Here is a 17,104-nt window from a genome sequence, read left to right as displayed (position 1 = left end):
TTTAGCCTCCAGCGCGTTACAATGCCTCTATGTGACGTAATCATGGAGGCAGCGCGCAATGACCCAGGCGAATCTTAGCGAAACCCTGTTCAAACCTCGTTTCAAACACCCGGAAACGTCGACCCTTGTTCGTCGCTTCAACCCTGGCACTCAGCCTGCTGTGCAGTCCGCTCTGGACGGCAAAAACGTGCCGCACTGGTATCGCATGATTAACCGTCTGATGTGGATCTGGCGCGGCATTGATGCCCGTGAAATTCTCGACGTCCAGGCGCGCATCGTCATGAGCGAGGCCGACCGCACCGACGGCGATCTCTACGATACGGTCGTCGGCTATCGCGGTGGTAACTGGATTTACGAATGGGCGACGCAGGCGATGCTCTGGCAGCAAAAGGCCAACCAGGAGCAGGACCAGACCCTCAGCGGAAAGCACTGGCTCCACGCCGCCAACCTTTACAGCATCGCCGCCTATCCGCATCTGAAGGGCGACGATCTGGCGGAACAGGCGCAGGCGCTGGCAAACCGTGCGTATGAAGAAGCGGCCCAGCGTTTGCCGTGCAACGTGCGTGAACTGGAGTTCACCATTCCCGGCGGTGCGCCGGTCACCGGCTTTTTACACATGCCCCCTGGCGACGGCCCGTTCCCGACGGTGATGATGTGCGGCGGGCTGGACTCCCTGCAGATTGATTATTTCAGCCTGTTTGAGCGCTACTTTGCACCAAAAGGGATCGCGATGCTGACGCTCGATATGCCGTCGATCGGGTTTTCCTCGAAGTGGAAGCTGACGCAGGACTCCAGCTTATTGCACCAGCATGCGTTAAAATCGCTCGAAAATATTCCCTGGGTGGACCACACCCGCGTGGCGGCATTTGGCTTCCGGTTTGGCGCCAACGTCGCGGTACGCCTGGCATATCTGGAATCGTCGCGCCTGAAAGCGGTGGCCTGTCTTGGGCCGGTAGTTCATGCGCTGCTCAGCGATCCCACCCGTCAGGGGAGCGTGCCGGAGATGTATTTAGACGTGCTGGCGAGCCGCCTTGGCATGCATGATGCATCAGACGAAGCGCTGCGCGTTGAACTGAACCGTTATTCATTAAAGACCCAGGGCCTGCTGGGACGCCGCTGTCCGACGCCAATGCTGTCAGGTTTCTGGAAAAACGATCCTTTCAGCCCAGAAGAAGAGTCGCGTTTAATCACCTCGTCATCTTCCGATGGCAAGCTGCTCGAGATACCCTTCAGTCCGGTGTATCAGAATTTTGACAAAGCATTGAACGAGATTACACGCTGGATCACCAAGAGATTGTGTTAAGAGATTGCTAAATTTTGACGGTTTGGTAAAACAGTGGCTTCACAAAAGGAGATCGCAATGACGTTACCGAGTGGACACCCGAAAAGTAGACTGATTAAGAAGTTCATGGCTCTTGGCCCGTATATTCGAGAAGAGCAGTGTGAAGAGAATCGCTTTTTTTTCGACTGCCTGGCTGTTTGCGTCAACGTGAAGCCTGCACCCGAAAAACGGGAGTTCTGGGGCTGGTGGATGGAAATGAACGCGGAAGAGAAGCGTTTTACGTATAGCTATCACTTTGGCCTGTTTAACAAAGATGGCCACTGGGAAGCGACAACTATCAAGGACCAGGAAGTGATCGACCGCCTGGAGCTAACGCTGCGTGGATTCCACGACCGAGCGCGCGATCTGCTGGCGACCTTAGATTTAAAGCTCGAACCGGCTGATAATTTTACTAACCAGCTGGTCAAACTCTCCGCTTAACGCCTTTCCCGCAAAAAAGCGACAGACAATAAAAACCCGGCTGCTCTCGCGCCGGGTTTTTTTTCATTCATCGATATCAGAACTGGTAGGTCATACCCAGAGCGACGATATCATCGCTGCTCACGCCCAGTTTATTATCGTCATCAATCTGGTTGATTTTATAATCAACAAACGCAGACATGTTTTTGTTGAAATAATAGGTCGCGCCGACGTCGATATATTTCACCAGATCTTCATCGCCGATGCCTTCAATATCCTTGCCTTTTGACTGGACATAGCCAAGGGACGGACGAAGACCGAAATCGAACTGATATTGTGCGACAACTTCGAAATTCTGCGCTTTATTCGCGAAACCACCGGAAATTGGCGTCATATTACGGGTTTCAGAATACATCGCCGCCAGGTAGATATCATTGGCGTCATATTTCAGACCGGTTGCCCAGGCTTCGGCTTTTTCGCCTTCACCGCGTGCCAGCAGGTTCTGTGCGTTGGTACGGTCAGAGTTGGTGTACGCACCGCTGACGGCGAAATCGCTGCCACCGAAATCATAGGTCAACGAGGTGCCGAAGCCGTCGCCGTTCTGTTTTTTCGCATCGCGGCCTTCGTTTTTGCCCTGATACTGCAGGGTCATGTCCAGGCCATCAATCACGCCGAAGAAGTCGGTGTTGCGGTAGGTGGCGAGGCCGGTGGCACGTTTGGTCATGAAGTTATCGGTCTGTGCCGACGAGTCGCCGCCGAATTCCGGGAACATATCAGTCCAGGCTTCCACGTCATACAGTGCGCCCAGGTTACGACCGTAGTCGAAGGAGCCGATATCTTTCAGCTTCAGACCGGCAAAGGCCAGTCGGGTTTTTTGCGTGGAATCACTCTCGGCTTTATTGCCGGAGAATTCTGCTTCCCAGCGGCCGTAACCGGTCAGCTGATCGTTAATTTGTGTTTCGCCTTTAAAGCCGAAACGGACATACGTCTGGTCGCCGTCTTTGGTATCATCATCACTCAGGTAGTGCATTGCTTTTACTTTGCCGTACACGTCCAGTTTATTTCCGTTCTTATTATAAACTTCAGCTGCGTGTACAGATGCGGAAGCCACAACGCCCATTACCACTAATGCCAGAGTGCTCTTTTTCATTTTCAATCCTGATGTTTTATAAAACGCGCTAATATTCGCTGAGCAATAAGATTCAGCTTATTACCCCGTGAAAAACAGGAAGGGTTTTATCGTCTGCGGGTGAACGTTTTATGACAAAGTAAGAATATGTTTAAAAAAGTCAGTTTTAATTTTTCAGTCATAAAACTGTCAAAATCTGCCGCTACGCTTCCTGATCCCGCGCAACAAAGTCGCGAGCTTTGTGCGCCAGCAGTTGGCAACGGCGCTGAGTCCTGTTAAAACGTCTGATTGACATCATTTTCCCTTATTGTTGAATGGCAGAGAATCATGAGTGACAGCCAGACGCTGGTGGTAAAACTCGGTACCAGTGTTTTAACAGGCGGATCGCGCCGCCTTAATCGCGCCCACATTGTTGAACTTGTCCGCCAGTGCGCACAGCTTCATGCCGCAGGTCATCGTATTGTGATTGTCACGTCAGGGGCGATTGCCGCCGGGCGCGAACATCTTGGCTACCCCGAACTCCCCGCCACCATCGCCTCTAAGCAGCTGCTGGCCGCGGTCGGGCAAAGCCGACTGATTCAACTGTGGGAACAGCTGTTCTCTATCTATGGTATTCACGTCGGGCAGATGCTTCTGACACGCGCCGACATGGAAGATCGTGAACGCTTCCTGAACGCGCGAGACACCCTGCGTGCGCTGCTGGATAACAACATCGTTCCGGTAATTAACGAGAACGATGCGGTGGCAACCGCTGAAATCAAAGTCGGCGATAACGATAATCTCTCTGCGCTGGCGGCGATTCTGGCCGGGGCAGACAAGCTGCTGCTGCTCACGGATCAGCAGGGGCTGTTTACCGCCGACCCGCGCAATAACCCGCAGGCGCAGCTGATTAAGGACGTTTACGGCATTGATGACGCGCTGCGTGCGATTGCCGGAGACAGCGTTTCCGGGCTGGGCACCGGCGGAATGGGCACCAAGCTGCAGGCCGCCGACGTGGCCTGCCGCGCGGGTATCGATACCATCATCGCAGCGGGCAGCCGTCCGGGCGTGATTGGCGACGTGATGGAAGGAATTTCCGTCGGCACCCGTTTCCACGCGCAGGCTTCTCCGCTGGAAAACCGCAAACGCTGGATTTTTGGCGCACCGCCAGCCGGTGAAATCACCGTCGATGAAGGGGCGACCGCCGCGATTCTGGAAAGAGGCAGCTCATTGCTTCCAAAAGGAATTAAAAGCGTGACAGGTAACTTCTCCCGTGGTGAAGTGATTCGTATCTGTAATCTTGAAGGTCGCGATATTGCCCACGGCGTCAGCCGCTACAACAGCGACGCGCTGCGCCGCATTGCCGGGCATCACTCACAGCAAATCGACGCCATCCTGGGCTATGAATACGGCCCGGTTGCAGTGCATCGTGACGATATGATCATTCGCTAAGGAGCCAATCATGCTGGAACAAATGGGCGCCGCTGCCAAAGCCGCCTCTTACAAACTGGCGCTCCTTTCCAGCCGCGAGAAAAACCGCGTTCTGGAAAAAATCGCTGATTATCTGGAAGCACAGTCTCAGCAGATCCTGCTCGCCAACGAACAGGATTTGGCCGACGCGCGTAACAATGGCCTGAGCGAGGCAATGCTCGACCGCCTGGCTCTGACGCCCGCACGTCTTAAAAGCATCGCGGATGACGTGCGCCAGGTCTGCAACCTCGCCGATCCGGTGGGGCAGGTGATCGACGGCGGGCTGCTCGACAGCGGCCTGCGCATCGAGCGTCGCCGCGTCCCACTCGGTGTGATCGGCGTGATTTATGAAGCGCGCCCGAACGTGACCGTCGACGTCGCCTCCCTGTGCCTGAAAACCGGTAACGCCGCCATTCTGCGCGGGGGTAAAGAGACGTGGCGAACCAACGCGGCCACCGTTAACGTCATTCAGCAGGCGCTGGAAGAGTGCGGCCTGCCAGCCGGTGCGGTACAGGCTATCGAAAGTCCGGATCGTGCGCTGGTGAATGAAATGCTGCGCATGGATAAATACATCGACATGCTGATCCCACGCGGTGGCGCGGGCCTGCACAAGCTGTGCCGCGAACAGTCGACCATTCCGGTGATCACCGGCGGGATTGGCGTGTGTCATATCGTGGTGGATGATAGTGCAGAGATCGCGCCTGCCCTGAAGATTATCGTCAACGCCAAAACCCAGCGCCCGAGTACCTGCAACACCGTTGAAACGCTGCTGGTGCATCAGGGTATCGCGCAGACGTTCTTACCTGCGCTGAGCAAGCAGATGGCCGAGAGCGGCGTGACGCTGCATGCAGATGAGAATGCGCTGGCGTTGTTGAAAGACGGCCCAGCGAAAGTGGAAGTGGTCAAAGCACAGCAGTATGACGACGAATATCTGTCACTGGATCTGAATGTGAAAGTGGTCGCCGATTTGGACGATGCTATCGCCCACATTCGCACCCACGGCACGCAGCACTCTGACGCGATTCTGACCCGCACCCTGCGCAACGCCGATCGGTTTATCAATGAAGTGGATTCTTCTGCGGTCTACGTGAATGCCTCAACGCGCTTCACCGACGGCGGCCAGTTTGGACTGGGCGCAGAGGTGGCAGTGAGCACGCAAAAACTGCACGCCCGTGGCCCGATGGGGCTGGAAGCGCTGACCACCTACAAGTGGATCGGCTTCGGCGATGATACGATTCGTGCGTAAATAAACGTGGGTGATGCAAAATTAGGCTTTTGATTCGCAAGGCTATTGACGCATCACCCCGTTAGTTTTAACCTTTTGCCCCGTGGTTACACTCGTAACCGGCCTCTCAGGGCCGATATAGCTCAGTTGGTAGAGCAGCGCATTCGTAATGCGAAGGTCGTAGGTTCGACTCCTATTATCGGCACCATGAAAATCAAGCAGTTACAACCTTACCTCTTCAGTAAAACTCTCTGATTTTCTTCTCGCGTACTTACTCGCGTACTTGTTTAGCATGATATAGCTTTCTCCAGCTGTTGCCTTTAACGATGCCCGATATCAGCATGGGAAAAATGTCGATAGATGAAAAAACATCCTCCCCAAAGTTGGGGGATGGATTGCTTCGTCCGTACCCATCTGTCTTAGACCCTTGACCTACATTTGCGTGGATGTGTTAGTTACCCTGATTTTTGCAGCATTAATTGGGTGCGATTTAATTAATGCGCTAAAAATGGAAATAAATGGACGGTATGCACAAGGTTGATAAGAAACGTGAGTATTTTATTTAACTTTTTATAAAGTATTTTTCTTTGCCTGTCTGTTTGGTGCTGGTATAAATCATCACGAAGCAAAACATATCCATCCAGGTTATTAGTAATCTCTATAGCCTATTGATACTCAAATGTTTTCGCTTGCCTGCCACCAATTGAGCTAACTTTTTCTCGCATCACTTTGTGATGGGGCTGTGCGCACCTTTGGTGGTCGCTTTTTAAACTAAGAGGATATTATGGCAGCAAAAATGACACCGTCTGGGAAAGTGATTGCACTGCATCAGCCGCAACGTTTAATCCGTATCGAGATGATGCTGCAATTACTGAATTGCAGCCGTACAACGCTATACCGCTGGGTCAAAGGTGGCGATTTTCCTGAGCCTCTAAAGCGTGGTGGACGAACGCTTGGTTGGCCTGCAAAACTTTATGAAGAGTGGCTTGAACGATTAAAGAACAAAGAAATGTCCTAAACCTGGTTTGGTCAACCTGTTGCTCGCTTGGTTATGGAACAAGATGAAACATAACATTCGTATATCGCCCAGCTTGATGCATTCTGAGACAAAATAAAAACCTTAAATATCAGTAACCCCTACGCCATTTTATGAAAGATAAAACTACGGTATTTAATAATATTAGCCCGGCTAAAAGCCCTTTCGATTATCCGCCTCAGGGTCAGTATTGTTTTGGTGATGTTTTATGGCCAGTACTTCCTGCAGAGCGAGATCAAGATGCGAATATCCTGAAAAGGATTTTTGAGACGATAGAACAAGCTTCTTTGCAAAGTAGTCGCTTTCTCGCTATACGCTATGATTTTCATTTGAAGGAATACTCTTCCGATAATAAAGCAATTAGCCGGTTTCATAGCTTAGTATTTCCCTGTTTATGGAAGAAATATCCGCGTTCATTTATCAGCTTTTTTTGGGTTCGTGAACAGGCTGAGTCCGATCCACAGCATTACCATTATCTACTCATGCTAAACGGCAATGTTGTAAAGCATTCTAAGAGAGTAAATCAGATAGTCATGGCGTGTTGGGAACAGGCAAATAGGGGGACCTGCTGGGTGCCAGATAACTGTTATTACTTAGTTAAGGATATCAGCTCCCATCGAGACTTACTGATGCGTACTAGCTATCTTGGCAAGAAGCGTACAAAAGAAACTATTGGTAAAGGAATCAAGCGGTTTGGTTGTGGCCTGCGAAAGCCTAAACCGACTAAACGTAAAGCTACAAACACAACAAGAATTGCTACTTTACCTTTAGTACCAAAGGAAAATACTGTCAATCAACTCGATGGAATGAATCGGTATCCCGGCTATCTGGATGCTTATTTTACAGGTGATGCTTCGCTGCTAATATACCATCAGCCACCAGCACACTCTGAGTTGTATGACCACACTAAATGGTGGAATCCACTTTCGCCGTTATGGGAAGGTCATAGAAGGAATTATTTGGCTGAGGTGATTATCACTGGTCTTAGCCTCTCACAATATGCGTACAAGTATCATCTTTCTACCAGCCGGGTATATGCCAATTTTAAACGAGTAGGAGGTCAAAGCTTAAAGATCATCCATTGGGCATGGCATCGTTATCGGTTTGCGCAAAGTAATAGTACATTGGATAATTATCTAAAAAATAACCGATTGCATCATAGAACCGCTAAAAGGCAGTTACAAAGGAAACCCATGAGTGAATTTTGGCGTGGTCATTTTGATAACTATTACCACCATTTCTGGCTGTACGGATGGAAAGTCACTGAGTATTGTCGGAAGTACAACCTCAATGCGAGCACTGCCCGTCGGTATCTGGTCGCTTTCCCATTTATAGGGATCATCGATCCGTTTGTTCTCCGTAGATGGCTCTAAGCAAAGAAGACTGGTTTTAGGAGAGTAGAATATCCGATAAATCAAACGACGAAGTTGTTTGGTAAAATAATTATAAAACAGAATGTTATCTTTGACTTATCAAACAGGTTAACGCTTCGTTGGTTATTAGTCATTTAAAATCAATTGATTACTTAGCATGGTGTTGTCGGATCATTTCATTTCGAAAGAGCTGCCGTATCACTGTGATGCATTTTAAAGCAATAGATGCCAGGAAAAGAAAAATGATCCGCTACTTCAGATGGCGACAATGATCCTGCATATACAGCGGCGTTAAGGTGCAATGGATCACTCCGTGGGATTAATTAAATCTTGAAGATGTCAGGTTAGTTGCAGAGTGTAGCCCCAAATGAGTCGGCATCTGCAGGATGCTGTCTGAACCTGAGCACCCGTTATTCGTATGCTGCCGAACCTGTAGTACGTGATACTGAACCACAGCAGCCACGAGTGGGTCAAATGAGCTGTGGCGGGAAAGGTGGGGTTTGTCTTGTGACATTATCCATGTAAAGGAAGAACTGGGGATAGTGCCTTGCAGCCCACCCCGCCGAAGTGGGTCCGATTAACGCAGACGCTCTATCTCTTTTTCCCAATGGTGGATAACTTCTTGTGCTCGCTGGTATCTAAACTTCAGCTCACTGGATTCTCTATCTGTATCAACTTGATTATAAAAATTCTGCTTAGCGTCAGCATCAAGGGCATTCCACATAATCGTAAATGATGCCCCCTGAGCCTCTGCCCGGCGTCTTTCAGCAAAGTTCCTTTCTGATCGCCTTGTTGCGTCCAAAAATTCGAATACTAAATTGAATGACACCAAAAAAGTTGTGATTATGACGGTTATAGGGGCGTTAAGCTTGAAGTAGTAGATAGCAACAGCATTAAGAGTAATTACGATCGCCGTATAAATAAGCGATATAATTAATGCCTTAGATAGTCTTCCCATGGGTTCCTGCGTTTAGCCTTTTCAATGAGTCAGATATTCTAGCGGGAGTAGCTGTGATCAGTTTATGTTAGCCACTACAATACGGCCAGTGTGCGGCTAACAATCTCTCTTGTGTCGAAAATTTAAAAAGTCATGTCCCTTTTAAAATGTCCTCAAAATCAGCGCTGCTTAGATCCGGTGCAGAGCATAACATATCCCTCGCCAATGCCCGGCGACGCTGAAGCAGTTCGTCCAGCGTTTCTTCAAACGTCGTGATTTCAGAGTCCATTACCGTCGGATAATACACATACACATCTTTTGTCTGGCCGATACGGTAAGCGCGGTCAGTTGCCTGATCTTCTTTTGCCGGATTCCAGCAGCGGGTGAAATGAATAACGTGGTTGGCTTTCTGAACGTTAACCCCAAACCCAACAGCGACAGTGGAGAGAATGATCACGCCAAAACCGGGTTGGGCCTGGAAATCATCAATCAATCTCTGGCGGCTATTCTGGCTCTGACTTTTAGTACTGGTATCGCCATTGATGATCACCGGACGGAAACCAAATCTCTGTTGAACAGCACGCTGTATTTCTCTCTGGAGATCGCGCAGCTCAGTAAAGATAATTACTTTGTCTTTGCTGGTGTGCTTAATTTCATCCAATGTTTTCAACATCCAGTTAAGCTTTGGCGACCCTTCCTGATAACGCGGCTCAGGGTTAACAACTGCCGGATGTGCACAAATGAGTTTAAGACGGTGTAATAACCCCAGCATTCCCGCACCGGCCTGCTGCATTCCCTCACTAAGTGCCTGCTGCTGTTGCCAGTTCGCTATCGAAGAAAGATAAAGTTGCTTTTGAGGACCAGAAAGCGGCAGCTGCTTACAGCTGACGACTTCGATTTTTTGCGGCAAATCACGCGCAACCTCTTCTTTCGTTCGACGTAATGTCTGGGGTTCAATGAGCGCTCGTAAGCTTTCAAGTCGCGCAGTATCACGACCCGCTTCGTTCTCAATAGGGCGAACATAGTTTTTGCCAAATTCATTGAGTGCCCCTAACAGACCAGGTTGAGCGAAATCAAAGAGGCTCCAGAGGTCTACAAGCGTGTTTTCGACAGGCGTGCCGGTACATGCCACTTTGAATCTTGCTTGTATCGCATTGGCTGCATGAGTGATTAATGCTGCCGGGTTCTTTATTTTTTGTGCCTCGTCGCAGACCATGATGGACCATGGCTGGCGGGCCAGTGAGAACTCCTGATCGCGAAGCGTTTCGTAGGTTGTCAGAATGATTTTCGCCTTACCCTGCCAGCCAGGTTTTAGCAAATTTTTGATTCCCTGAGACTGCAGATGAGCAGGAATAGCCTGTTTCGGGTATTTTACCGCTTTGATGGTGTCGCCATACAATTTCATCACCGAAATCCCAGAGGTGTAGAAGAAATTGTCGAGTTCGCGTTCCCAGTTATCCAAAAGAGAAACGGGGGCAACGATGAGGCTTGGTGCCTCGTCTGGGAATTTTTCAATGAACCAGACCAGGAAGCTCAGGATCTGCAGCGTTTTCCCCAGCCCCATATCATCCGCTAGCAGGCAACCTGCAGTTTCCTGAGGTGAACGAAGGAAAAGCTGCTGAAGCCAAGCCACCCCTTCACGCTGATGGTCTTTGAGTCGGATATGTTCTTTAAGGCTCAGAGGAATTTCAGGGTTAGCGTTACGTGCATTGAGAAGTGAATCGCGGCGCTGTTTGATGTAAGACACTTCATCAATGTTCTGTTCAATTTTGAGGACAGCCCGGGCGGCTATATCAACAGAACTATTCTCTGATTCCTGTGCTGCCTTTTGCTGTTTTTCCCAGTTCTTACTGAAGGTTTTCGCGGCATCCAGCGGCAACTCAGTATCATTCCAGGGGGAGATAATATGCGTTTCGCCAGTCGCTTCGGCCTGGGTTATTCTCTCCTGCAGTTCATCGAAATGTTGCAGGTTTTCAGGTTGCCAGTCCGTTAGCGTCTCCACCGAAAATGCGGAGAAATCGATGTCATCAGGAAGCCAGTTTTCGCTTTGCGCCTTGGTTAGCCAGGGAGAAGATATTTTTTCGAATTCACCGATGCCGATGACGCGATCGCCATATTTACCAAGATCCATGACATCGTTAAATTCTTTACCGTCAACCTCCTGTTGCCAACGCAACAACAGCGACTGGCAATCATGCCATTGTTGCTCAGTAAATTGGCTCAGTTCAAGCTCATAGCCCTGCCAGGATCCTGCTGGCATTTGTGCGGCAACACTTATCCCTAAGGCCTGAACAAATTTATCCAGTTCCCATGGCGCAGAGAAGAGGAATGACACCTCCGGTTGTGGCACCGGTGAGACAGGTTCCAGCACTAGCGTAATGTTCTCTATCTTATTCTCATCATTGATTTGGGGTTGAAGCCTAAAGTGATGAAAGAAAATATGGGCATCAAACAGTGCTTGTTCGTGTTCCTCGGGGGCAATAACACTGGCGGCATCTTCGCCCAGGAAAGTATAGGGGTTGCGAACAAAGGAAAGCGCTTCACTGCCGGCCACCCGACGACCTGGGATTGAGTGAATTGAATTCAGGACTTCTTTTACTTCGGGAGGGATGATGACATGGCTGAGTTCGCCGTTCTCCCCGGGTATACGATAGCTATCGTGAACCTGAGCGTTCTTATCAAAACTGCCGAGCCAGTTAGTGGGCTGGTCCTCGAAGTGTGGCTCAATCTCGATAACGGCAGTATCAGCAATCGTTGCCTTACGCAGGCGTAATGATAACGACGTCGGTTTGATAACGTGCGTCTTTTCTAAGTAGTCATCAAATTTTGCAGCAGCATGTTTTGCACATTTGCGAATAGCGGCCCATCCCAGCTGATTAGTGGTTTCGCCAGGCGTCTGAAGTTGCTGGGTACTAAGCTGCTCTATTGCCTGTAAGAGTGCCCAGTTTTCCTGCGATAACAGGTGCTGTTGATTTTCATAAGTAAAAATAGCGCCGGTACGACTGAAACGAATCGACTGGCGGGCAGAAATCGAAGTCCACTCCGCAATCCAGACACGAAAATCACTATCATTTAGCGCCCTCGCGAACTCAGGCTTGCACGTAATGGTAATACCTCTGGGACGCCAATAAGAGGCAGGCTACTGGAGTGTTCCTCGTCTTCCACCAGGCGATACAAAGCATCCCAGCTCAATAACCAGCGGTCTGTAAGTGATATCAGATAGTCTTCTTCAGCCAGTTGCTCAAGCCAGGATGCCAGAGCCCAAAGCTCTGAGTCATCAACCAACGATTGTGGAAAACTGAGTCCGTTTTCCTCAATCTGGTACTGATTCTTCAGGTGGCGTTCTATCTGCTGACGGTTTCCCGTCAGTTTACTTAACAGGCGTTTCAGCATTATTTGATCCAATAGCGATGCGGTTCTTTGGTCACAGGGGCGAAACCGAGTCGAAGCAACTCTCTTTCTGTTGTGTCGTCAGCTGATTTGAGCTGAACGGACAGCACTCCACCTTTTTGTCGGTTATCGCTGACGATGCATGAGGTATTTTCAACCAGGCGCTGTATTGCTGTATCCCGCAATGGATTGATGATTTTGATGTCAGATACCGAGGCGGGTGAGGGCGCTTTGTTATCTACAAATTTGACGGCTCTTCAGCCATCCAGCGGATACCCAGCTGACGTAATTCATCGTCATATTTCAGCATCCAGCCAGTGATTCGGGTCTTGTTGTACCCTTCGGCTCGTGGGGTATGTGGAAGACGAAGTACATTACGGTATTTATCTTTTAATTGGATATTAATATCCAATGAGTGTGACTCGGGTTAAATGGAGCCTGACCCACCCGGTAGGCATACATCGCGTTCCCGTCCCGGAAAATTCAACGAAAATGTAATCGTTAATTTGCATGATCATGGCGTTATCGAAACTACGCCCACCGCGCAGATGGCTCAATCTCCCACGATTCTCCTCGCGGAATTTCACAAAGTCGCTGCCACGATCTTGCCAGGCATCCGGTCCATCACGATACGGGTAAAATCCCATCTGGTTCGCGAAGCGTAGCCAATAGTGCAATCTGGCCTGGTCAACATCGCCATTGCACGTAATAGCTCAAAGAAGTGCATCAGGTCTTGTTTTTGCTAACCAGCCCCGCACCATCGCTGCGACGGGTTCAGAACATACTGATGCCATTTGTTCTGTTGGCTTTTCAGCTGCGGGTTATCCCAGTATTCCAGTGCGGCCTGTTCAGAGCGGAATGCGCTTGATCGCGATAGGTAGAATGGTAATAGCGGGTCAGCGTCGCCGTTATGATGTCATCGCGAAAACGTACCCACTGCGCCGCCAGGCCTAATAGCAACTGATTTTGTCCAGATATTGCGGATCGTCCAGAGTATCAAGCTGCGCCAGCAACACCGTGAAAATACGCTTCCATAACCAGCTGCTATCGGATTTGCGCTATTTTTTCTAATGATGATAAAGAGTTACTCTCACCGAAAGGAGCTGCTGGATATCACACCGCCAGCTTGAGGCGTAAAAATGTCGTGATAAACTCAATGGTTTTCATCCACGACTTTTCTCTGCGGATAGCGGCTTTTACTACGGGATACCCTTGGCGATATGACCACGCAGCACACACCAGTGCGGGTTTTATTCTGGGATTCGTGTTTATAGGCAAAATAACTTGAACAGAGTGCTGCCCAGTCCTTGCGTTTCAGTGTCCTGGATTCAATCTTTTTTTGATAGCGCTGTCGACATGGGGAAAATGTATCATCCTCCAGTAATACTGGACTGTCAGGGTAGAGCGGATCGGTATCGGCGAGGCCATAAAACACCATCCGCCATTCACGTTCACTCAGTTCTTCCGCAAGACGAAAACGACGCAGGGCTGCCAGCCGCATTTCATGTGGGGGCGTGGGGATTTCTGCTTTATCAAAGCTTTTCCATCTCATGGCCAGCAGAAGCCAGCGCGTGAAAATCATTGCGCAGATAATGATCCTCCTGCTGACTGGAGGACAGCTTAGCCAATGCGTTTTGCAAGAGAACTCAGCGCGGGCGTCATTGTGGCATTACCAGCTGGCAAACTTCTTTATTAACGACGGGAGGAAAATCCACCTCTTCGGCCCCATCACGTTTATCCTTCAGCCCAAAGAAACTGCATGCGCAACTCAACGCGTCGACTGGCTTCTTTGCTTTCTTTCGCGTTATTAAACGAAACCCACCGGCCAGGAAAAGCTTACGGATTTGGATCTGCTGCTCCGCTGAGATGCTGTTTTGCAAAGGGCTACGGCTATCGAGCAAACTGCACATTACCCATTCGGAACGTTGCAGCGAGAGGTGTAAATTGTAGAGATAGGAGCCGTCGGTATCGGTAAACCCCTTCAATCACGATCTGCTTAAACCACTTTTTGCCTTCTTCGCTGTCAGAGGCCTCCAGCACCAGCGGAACGACATCTTGGAGTGCTTTTTGCCCTTCGGCATTCAGGAAAAAACGGTTGTGATCGAAACGACCCGCTTCCCCAAAGCTGATGCGGTTATCGTGGCAATCCACCACGATGGTTTTGTTCACGCTGCGGGCATGCAGCTCCAGACGCGCATAATCTGGCGATATCCTGCCCCCTGATTTTTTCCCTTGCTCCGCGCGTTGAATACGCTGTGTAACGGAGCTCAGCGACGCGACCATCACCACCAGAAAACACCATCATGGCGGTCATTAGATCGGCGTAAGAGATCCAGAAGGGCTTCTCAGCTTCATCACACTGCGGCGCTTTTTAACGCCAAATGCATTCCCAAACATCAGCTCACCCCCTCAGGCACGCACGCGAGACAGAACGTCATCAAGCTCGCTGACGCTTTCTCCGATCTGTTCGACAGAGCCTGCAAGCAGATTAGAGGCTTTCGCCATTTCGACGTCCAGTTTGCCCAGCGTTTTATCCAGGCTGCGCGAAACACCTTCCGAGAAGTCTTCAAAGCCTTTGCCGAGCACGTCACTGACATTCTCCATGAAGGTCTGCGCTTCGCGGTTATAGCTCTGCAAGCGCTCTCCATGCTGTTTAAGATCGGTGATGAACTGGCTGCGGTGGTTTGTTCAGACTGGGTATTTGCTGCGAGCAACTCCAGCATGGCAATGGATTTGCTGACAGCTTCACGATTGTTTCTGTAATCGGCTACTACCGAGGTGAGTTCGTTGGTGGCAAGCGAAAGCGATGAACCCGCCGATTGCGCTTTATTCAGTACGTCAGCCGTGAGGTGATTCGCTTCGGACACCTTATCGCTGCATGCTCAAAGCGCTCGGCAGCGACACGCATTTTGTCCGCGCCGTTTTGCATATCCTGGATCTGGCGGTTGGTTTGTTCTGCGAGTTTGTTAAGTGTTTCAGTTGTACCCTGATGCTGGCTGGCAACGGTTTCAATCAACTGTTTGATCTGATCGTCTACTTCACTCATCACCTGCTGCGTCTGTTCGTGCAGGGACTGCTGATTAGCCTGCTGGTTTACTGATATTTGCTGCTGACCTTTATCAATCTGTCCAAACAAGCTACCTAACTGCTCACCGAGTGCTTCGACAGAAGTTGCCATTTTTTCCATTGTGGCACTTTGGCCCTGCTGTACTGAATTCTGAATGGCTTCAATAAAGGCAGACATATGCTCAGCCTGGGCTTTTTCCCGCGCTTCGCTGTCGGCAAACATTTTCTCAAGCTGGCGCCATGCGTTCGCCGGCACCTTCGCCTTCAGCGCCAATTTTGGCGACAGAGGACTGTAAGCTGGTAAGCATGTCATTCATGCCAGCCTGCATGGCCTGTTGGCCCGATTCATTTCAGAAAGCAGTTGTTCAATTAACTGTGCGCTGCCCTGGCGGGAATCGTCGCTGACCTGACGCATATCCTGCAGCAGAGCGGAGAAGCCGCTTTGCATCGTCTGGATCGCGCCAACGGTTTGCCCCATCATTTCGTTGAGGTTGGTAAACTGCTGGCCAAAGGTGGTATCGAGCTTAGCCATAAATGCGGTCAGCACATCCTGCAGCATGTTCTGTACCATACCGCTTTGATCGCCGCTGGCGGTCTGAACTGCACCCGCAATTTTATCCAGCGGTGACTTCAGACTATTTTCGATTGCGCCGCTCACCTGGTCGGCAAACTGTGCGCCTGATTCGGTAGGTGTTGCTCAATGTGTTCGCGAGACGTTCATTTTCAACTTTCTGGCTTTCAGCCAGATGCAGCAGCATGTCGCGAAGATCGGTAACCAGGCTCTCTTTCAGGTGGCGCGCCTGAGTGGCGCTTTCGTTGCTTGATTTCACCAGTGAGGCGAGATACTCCTCACCCACGCCGCTGTCATAGAGGGAATCAAGAGCTGCGGTGAATTGTTCCAGGTATTTGTAGCATTTCGCCAGATAAAATTTCTCTAGCCATGTGATTATGATTGAGAACCAATCGCGAAAGCCGAGCCAAGGAAAGCATACAACACATCGTGCAGAAGGTTGTTGACGCTACTGGTGACCTGCTCCGGCGTGCTGGGGTCAAAATGGTTCAGCCCAATCATCAACCCATAGAACGTGCCGATAATCCCCACACCGGTCAGAATGCCGGGGAGATGCTTGAAGAATTCAGTGTTAAGCGGAATATCCACCAGCTGTTTTCGGAGAAGTAGCTGGCACTGGGGGCAGTTGCGCGGATCCGCGCGATTTTTTCTTCGCTCCCCACGAGCTCACGCTGCAGGTGCAACGACTCCTCAAACTCGCTCCAGGCGTGTTTGAGTTCTGGCTGGATGAACAGGTTTTGCAAATGCTGAAGTTGCGCCTCTGGCTCATTCTTTTCAATGCTTTAATTGACTGTGTATATTTTTTCAGGCCGTTAACAATTTTCACCGCTCTGAAAAGATAAAACAGAATAAAGCAGAGAAAAGCAAAAGTGACGAGACCAATAACGGTTGCAGGCACCATAAAGGGCTGCACAGATGTCAGCGCCACTAAAATAGAATTAAGCCAGGACATAAGTTTCCCTGATATATTTTTCAAAAATGACACGATAGAATTACCATCGACAAACATTTCGATTACCTTTAATCAAAATTCACTTCGGTAATTCACTTCAGCAATAGGTTGGTATGTCGTTCCGCAGTGTCCGGACAGGCCTGACGGTTCAGAGGATGAACGCGTGCATGAGGTCGAAGGGGCAATGCATACCAACGGAACGGCGGTTTAGTTTCCTATTATTCACCTCTCAAAT

General features: G+C 49.9%; 8 protein-coding genes, 1 tRNA gene and 4 pseudogenes. 7 read left to right on the top strand and 6 right to left on the bottom strand.

Annotated features, from left to right (window positions below; genetic code table 11):
- The first annotated feature begins 58 nt into the window (after window positions 1–58).
- Both frsA and crl read left to right on the top strand, forming a co-directional pair.
- Window positions 59–1,303: an esterase FrsA gene (gene frsA / locus DAI21_RS00070; RefSeq protein ID WP_107702203.1), complete on the top strand. Its 1,245-nt coding sequence runs from the start codon at window positions 59–61 to the stop codon at window positions 1,301–1,303.
- Between the two features lie 57 nt (window positions 1,304–1,360).
- Complete coding sequence (gene crl / locus DAI21_RS00065) at window positions 1,361–1,762, top strand: sigma factor-binding protein Crl (protein ID WP_107702202.1); 402 nt, start codon at window positions 1,361–1,363, stop codon at window positions 1,760–1,762.
- Window positions 1,763–1,838: 76 nt separating this feature from the next.
- Here the strand turns inward: crl and phoE are convergent, their stop codons facing one another.
- Complete coding sequence (phoE, locus tag DAI21_RS00060) at window positions 1,839–2,891, bottom strand: phosphoporin PhoE (protein WP_100777507.1); 1,053 nt, start codon at window positions 2,889–2,891, stop codon at window positions 1,839–1,841.
- 306 nt (window positions 2,892–3,197) lie between these two features.
- On the opposite strand from phoE, the gene proB reads away from it, so the two are divergent.
- The 5 genes from proB to DAI21_RS00035 all read left to right on the top strand — a co-directional run bounded on the left by proB (window position 3,198) and on the right by DAI21_RS00035 (window position 7,953).
- Window positions 3,198–4,301 (top strand): glutamate 5-kinase, encoded by a 1,104-nt coding sequence (gene proB, locus DAI21_RS00055; protein ID WP_100777506.1) that lies wholly within the window; start codon window positions 3,198–3,200, stop codon window positions 4,299–4,301.
- 10 nt (window positions 4,302–4,311) lie between these two features.
- Window positions 4,312–5,565 (top strand): glutamate-5-semialdehyde dehydrogenase, encoded by a 1,254-nt coding sequence (proA, locus tag DAI21_RS00050; protein WP_107702201.1) that lies wholly within the window; start codon window positions 4,312–4,314, stop codon window positions 5,563–5,565.
- Window positions 5,566–5,676: 111 nt separating this feature from the next.
- Window positions 5,677–5,752, top strand: a tRNA-Thr gene (locus DAI21_RS00045).
- Window positions 5,753–6,328: 576 nt separating this feature from the next.
- Window positions 6,329–6,562 (top strand): AlpA family transcriptional regulator, encoded by a 234-nt coding sequence (locus tag DAI21_RS00040; protein WP_107702200.1) that lies wholly within the window; start codon window positions 6,329–6,331, stop codon window positions 6,560–6,562.
- A 131-nt stretch (window positions 6,563–6,693) separates the two neighbouring features.
- Window positions 6,694–7,953, top strand: a complete 1,260-nt coding sequence (locus DAI21_RS00035) for an inovirus-type Gp2 protein (RefSeq protein ID WP_107702199.1) — start codon at window positions 6,694–6,696, stop codon at window positions 7,951–7,953.
- Between the two features lie 577 nt (window positions 7,954–8,530).
- Here the strand turns inward: DAI21_RS00035 and DAI21_RS00030 are convergent.
- The 5 genes and pseudogenes from DAI21_RS00030 to zorA1 all read right to left on the bottom strand — a co-directional run bounded on the left by DAI21_RS00030 (window position 8,531) and on the right by zorA1 (window position 16,869).
- Window positions 8,531–8,911 carry a hypothetical protein gene (locus DAI21_RS00030; protein WP_107702198.1) on the bottom strand — a complete coding sequence of 127 codons (381 nt, stop codon included), beginning with the start codon at window positions 8,909–8,911 and terminating at the stop codon, window positions 8,531–8,533.
- A gap of 130 nt (window positions 8,912–9,041) precedes the next feature.
- Window positions 9,042–12,283 (bottom strand): annotated as a pseudogene (zorD, locus tag DAI21_RS00025) (type I Zorya anti-phage system protein ZorD).
- A pseudogene (zorC, locus tag DAI21_RS00020) lies at window positions 12,283–13,942 on the bottom strand (type I Zorya anti-phage system protein ZorC). The pseudogenes zorD and zorC overlap by 1 nt, the downstream one beginning before the upstream one ends.
- Window positions 13,939–14,677: pseudogene (zorB1, locus tag DAI21_RS00015) on the bottom strand (type I Zorya anti-phage system protein ZorB1). Before zorB1 ends, zorC begins: the two co-directional pseudogenes overlap by 4 nt.
- Window positions 14,678–14,689: 12 nt before the next feature.
- A pseudogene (zorA1, locus tag DAI21_RS00010) lies at window positions 14,690–16,869 on the bottom strand (type I Zorya anti-phage system protein ZorA1).
- Window positions 16,870–17,104 lie beyond the last annotated feature (235 nt).

It is taken from the genome of Lelliottia sp. WB101 (assembly GCF_003051885.1).
Lineage (GTDB): Bacteria > Pseudomonadota > Gammaproteobacteria > Enterobacterales > Enterobacteriaceae > Enterobacter > Enterobacter nimipressuralis.
The sequence above is the reverse complement of the archived record's forward strand: the minus strand, read 5'-3'. Positions and strand labels throughout refer to the sequence as shown.

Excerpts from the sequence above, each read along its gene's own strand:
- frsA (WP_107702203.1), top strand. The coding sequence starts at position 59 with ATGACCCAGGCGAATCTTAGCGAAACCCTGTTCAAACCTCGTTTCAAA.
- crl (WP_107702202.1), top strand. The coding sequence starts at position 1,361 with ATGACGTTACCGAGTGGACACCCGAAAAGTAGACTGATTAAGAAGTTC.
- phoE (WP_100777507.1), bottom strand. The coding sequence starts at position 2,891 with ATGAAAAAGAGCACTCTGGCATTAGTGGTAATGGGCGTTGTGGCTTCC.
- proB (WP_100777506.1), top strand. The coding sequence starts at position 3,198 with ATGAGTGACAGCCAGACGCTGGTGGTAAAACTCGGTACCAGTGTTTTA.
- proA (WP_107702201.1), top strand. The coding sequence starts at position 4,312 with ATGCTGGAACAAATGGGCGCCGCTGCCAAAGCCGCCTCTTACAAACTG.
- DAI21_RS00040 (WP_107702200.1), top strand. The coding sequence starts at position 6,329 with ATGGCAGCAAAAATGACACCGTCTGGGAAAGTGATTGCACTGCATCAG.
- DAI21_RS00035 (WP_107702199.1), top strand. The coding sequence starts at position 6,694 with ATGAAAGATAAAACTACGGTATTTAATAATATTAGCCCGGCTAAAAGC.
- DAI21_RS00030 (WP_107702198.1), bottom strand. The coding sequence starts at position 8,911 with ATGGGAAGACTATCTAAGGCATTAATTATATCGCTTATTTATACGGCG.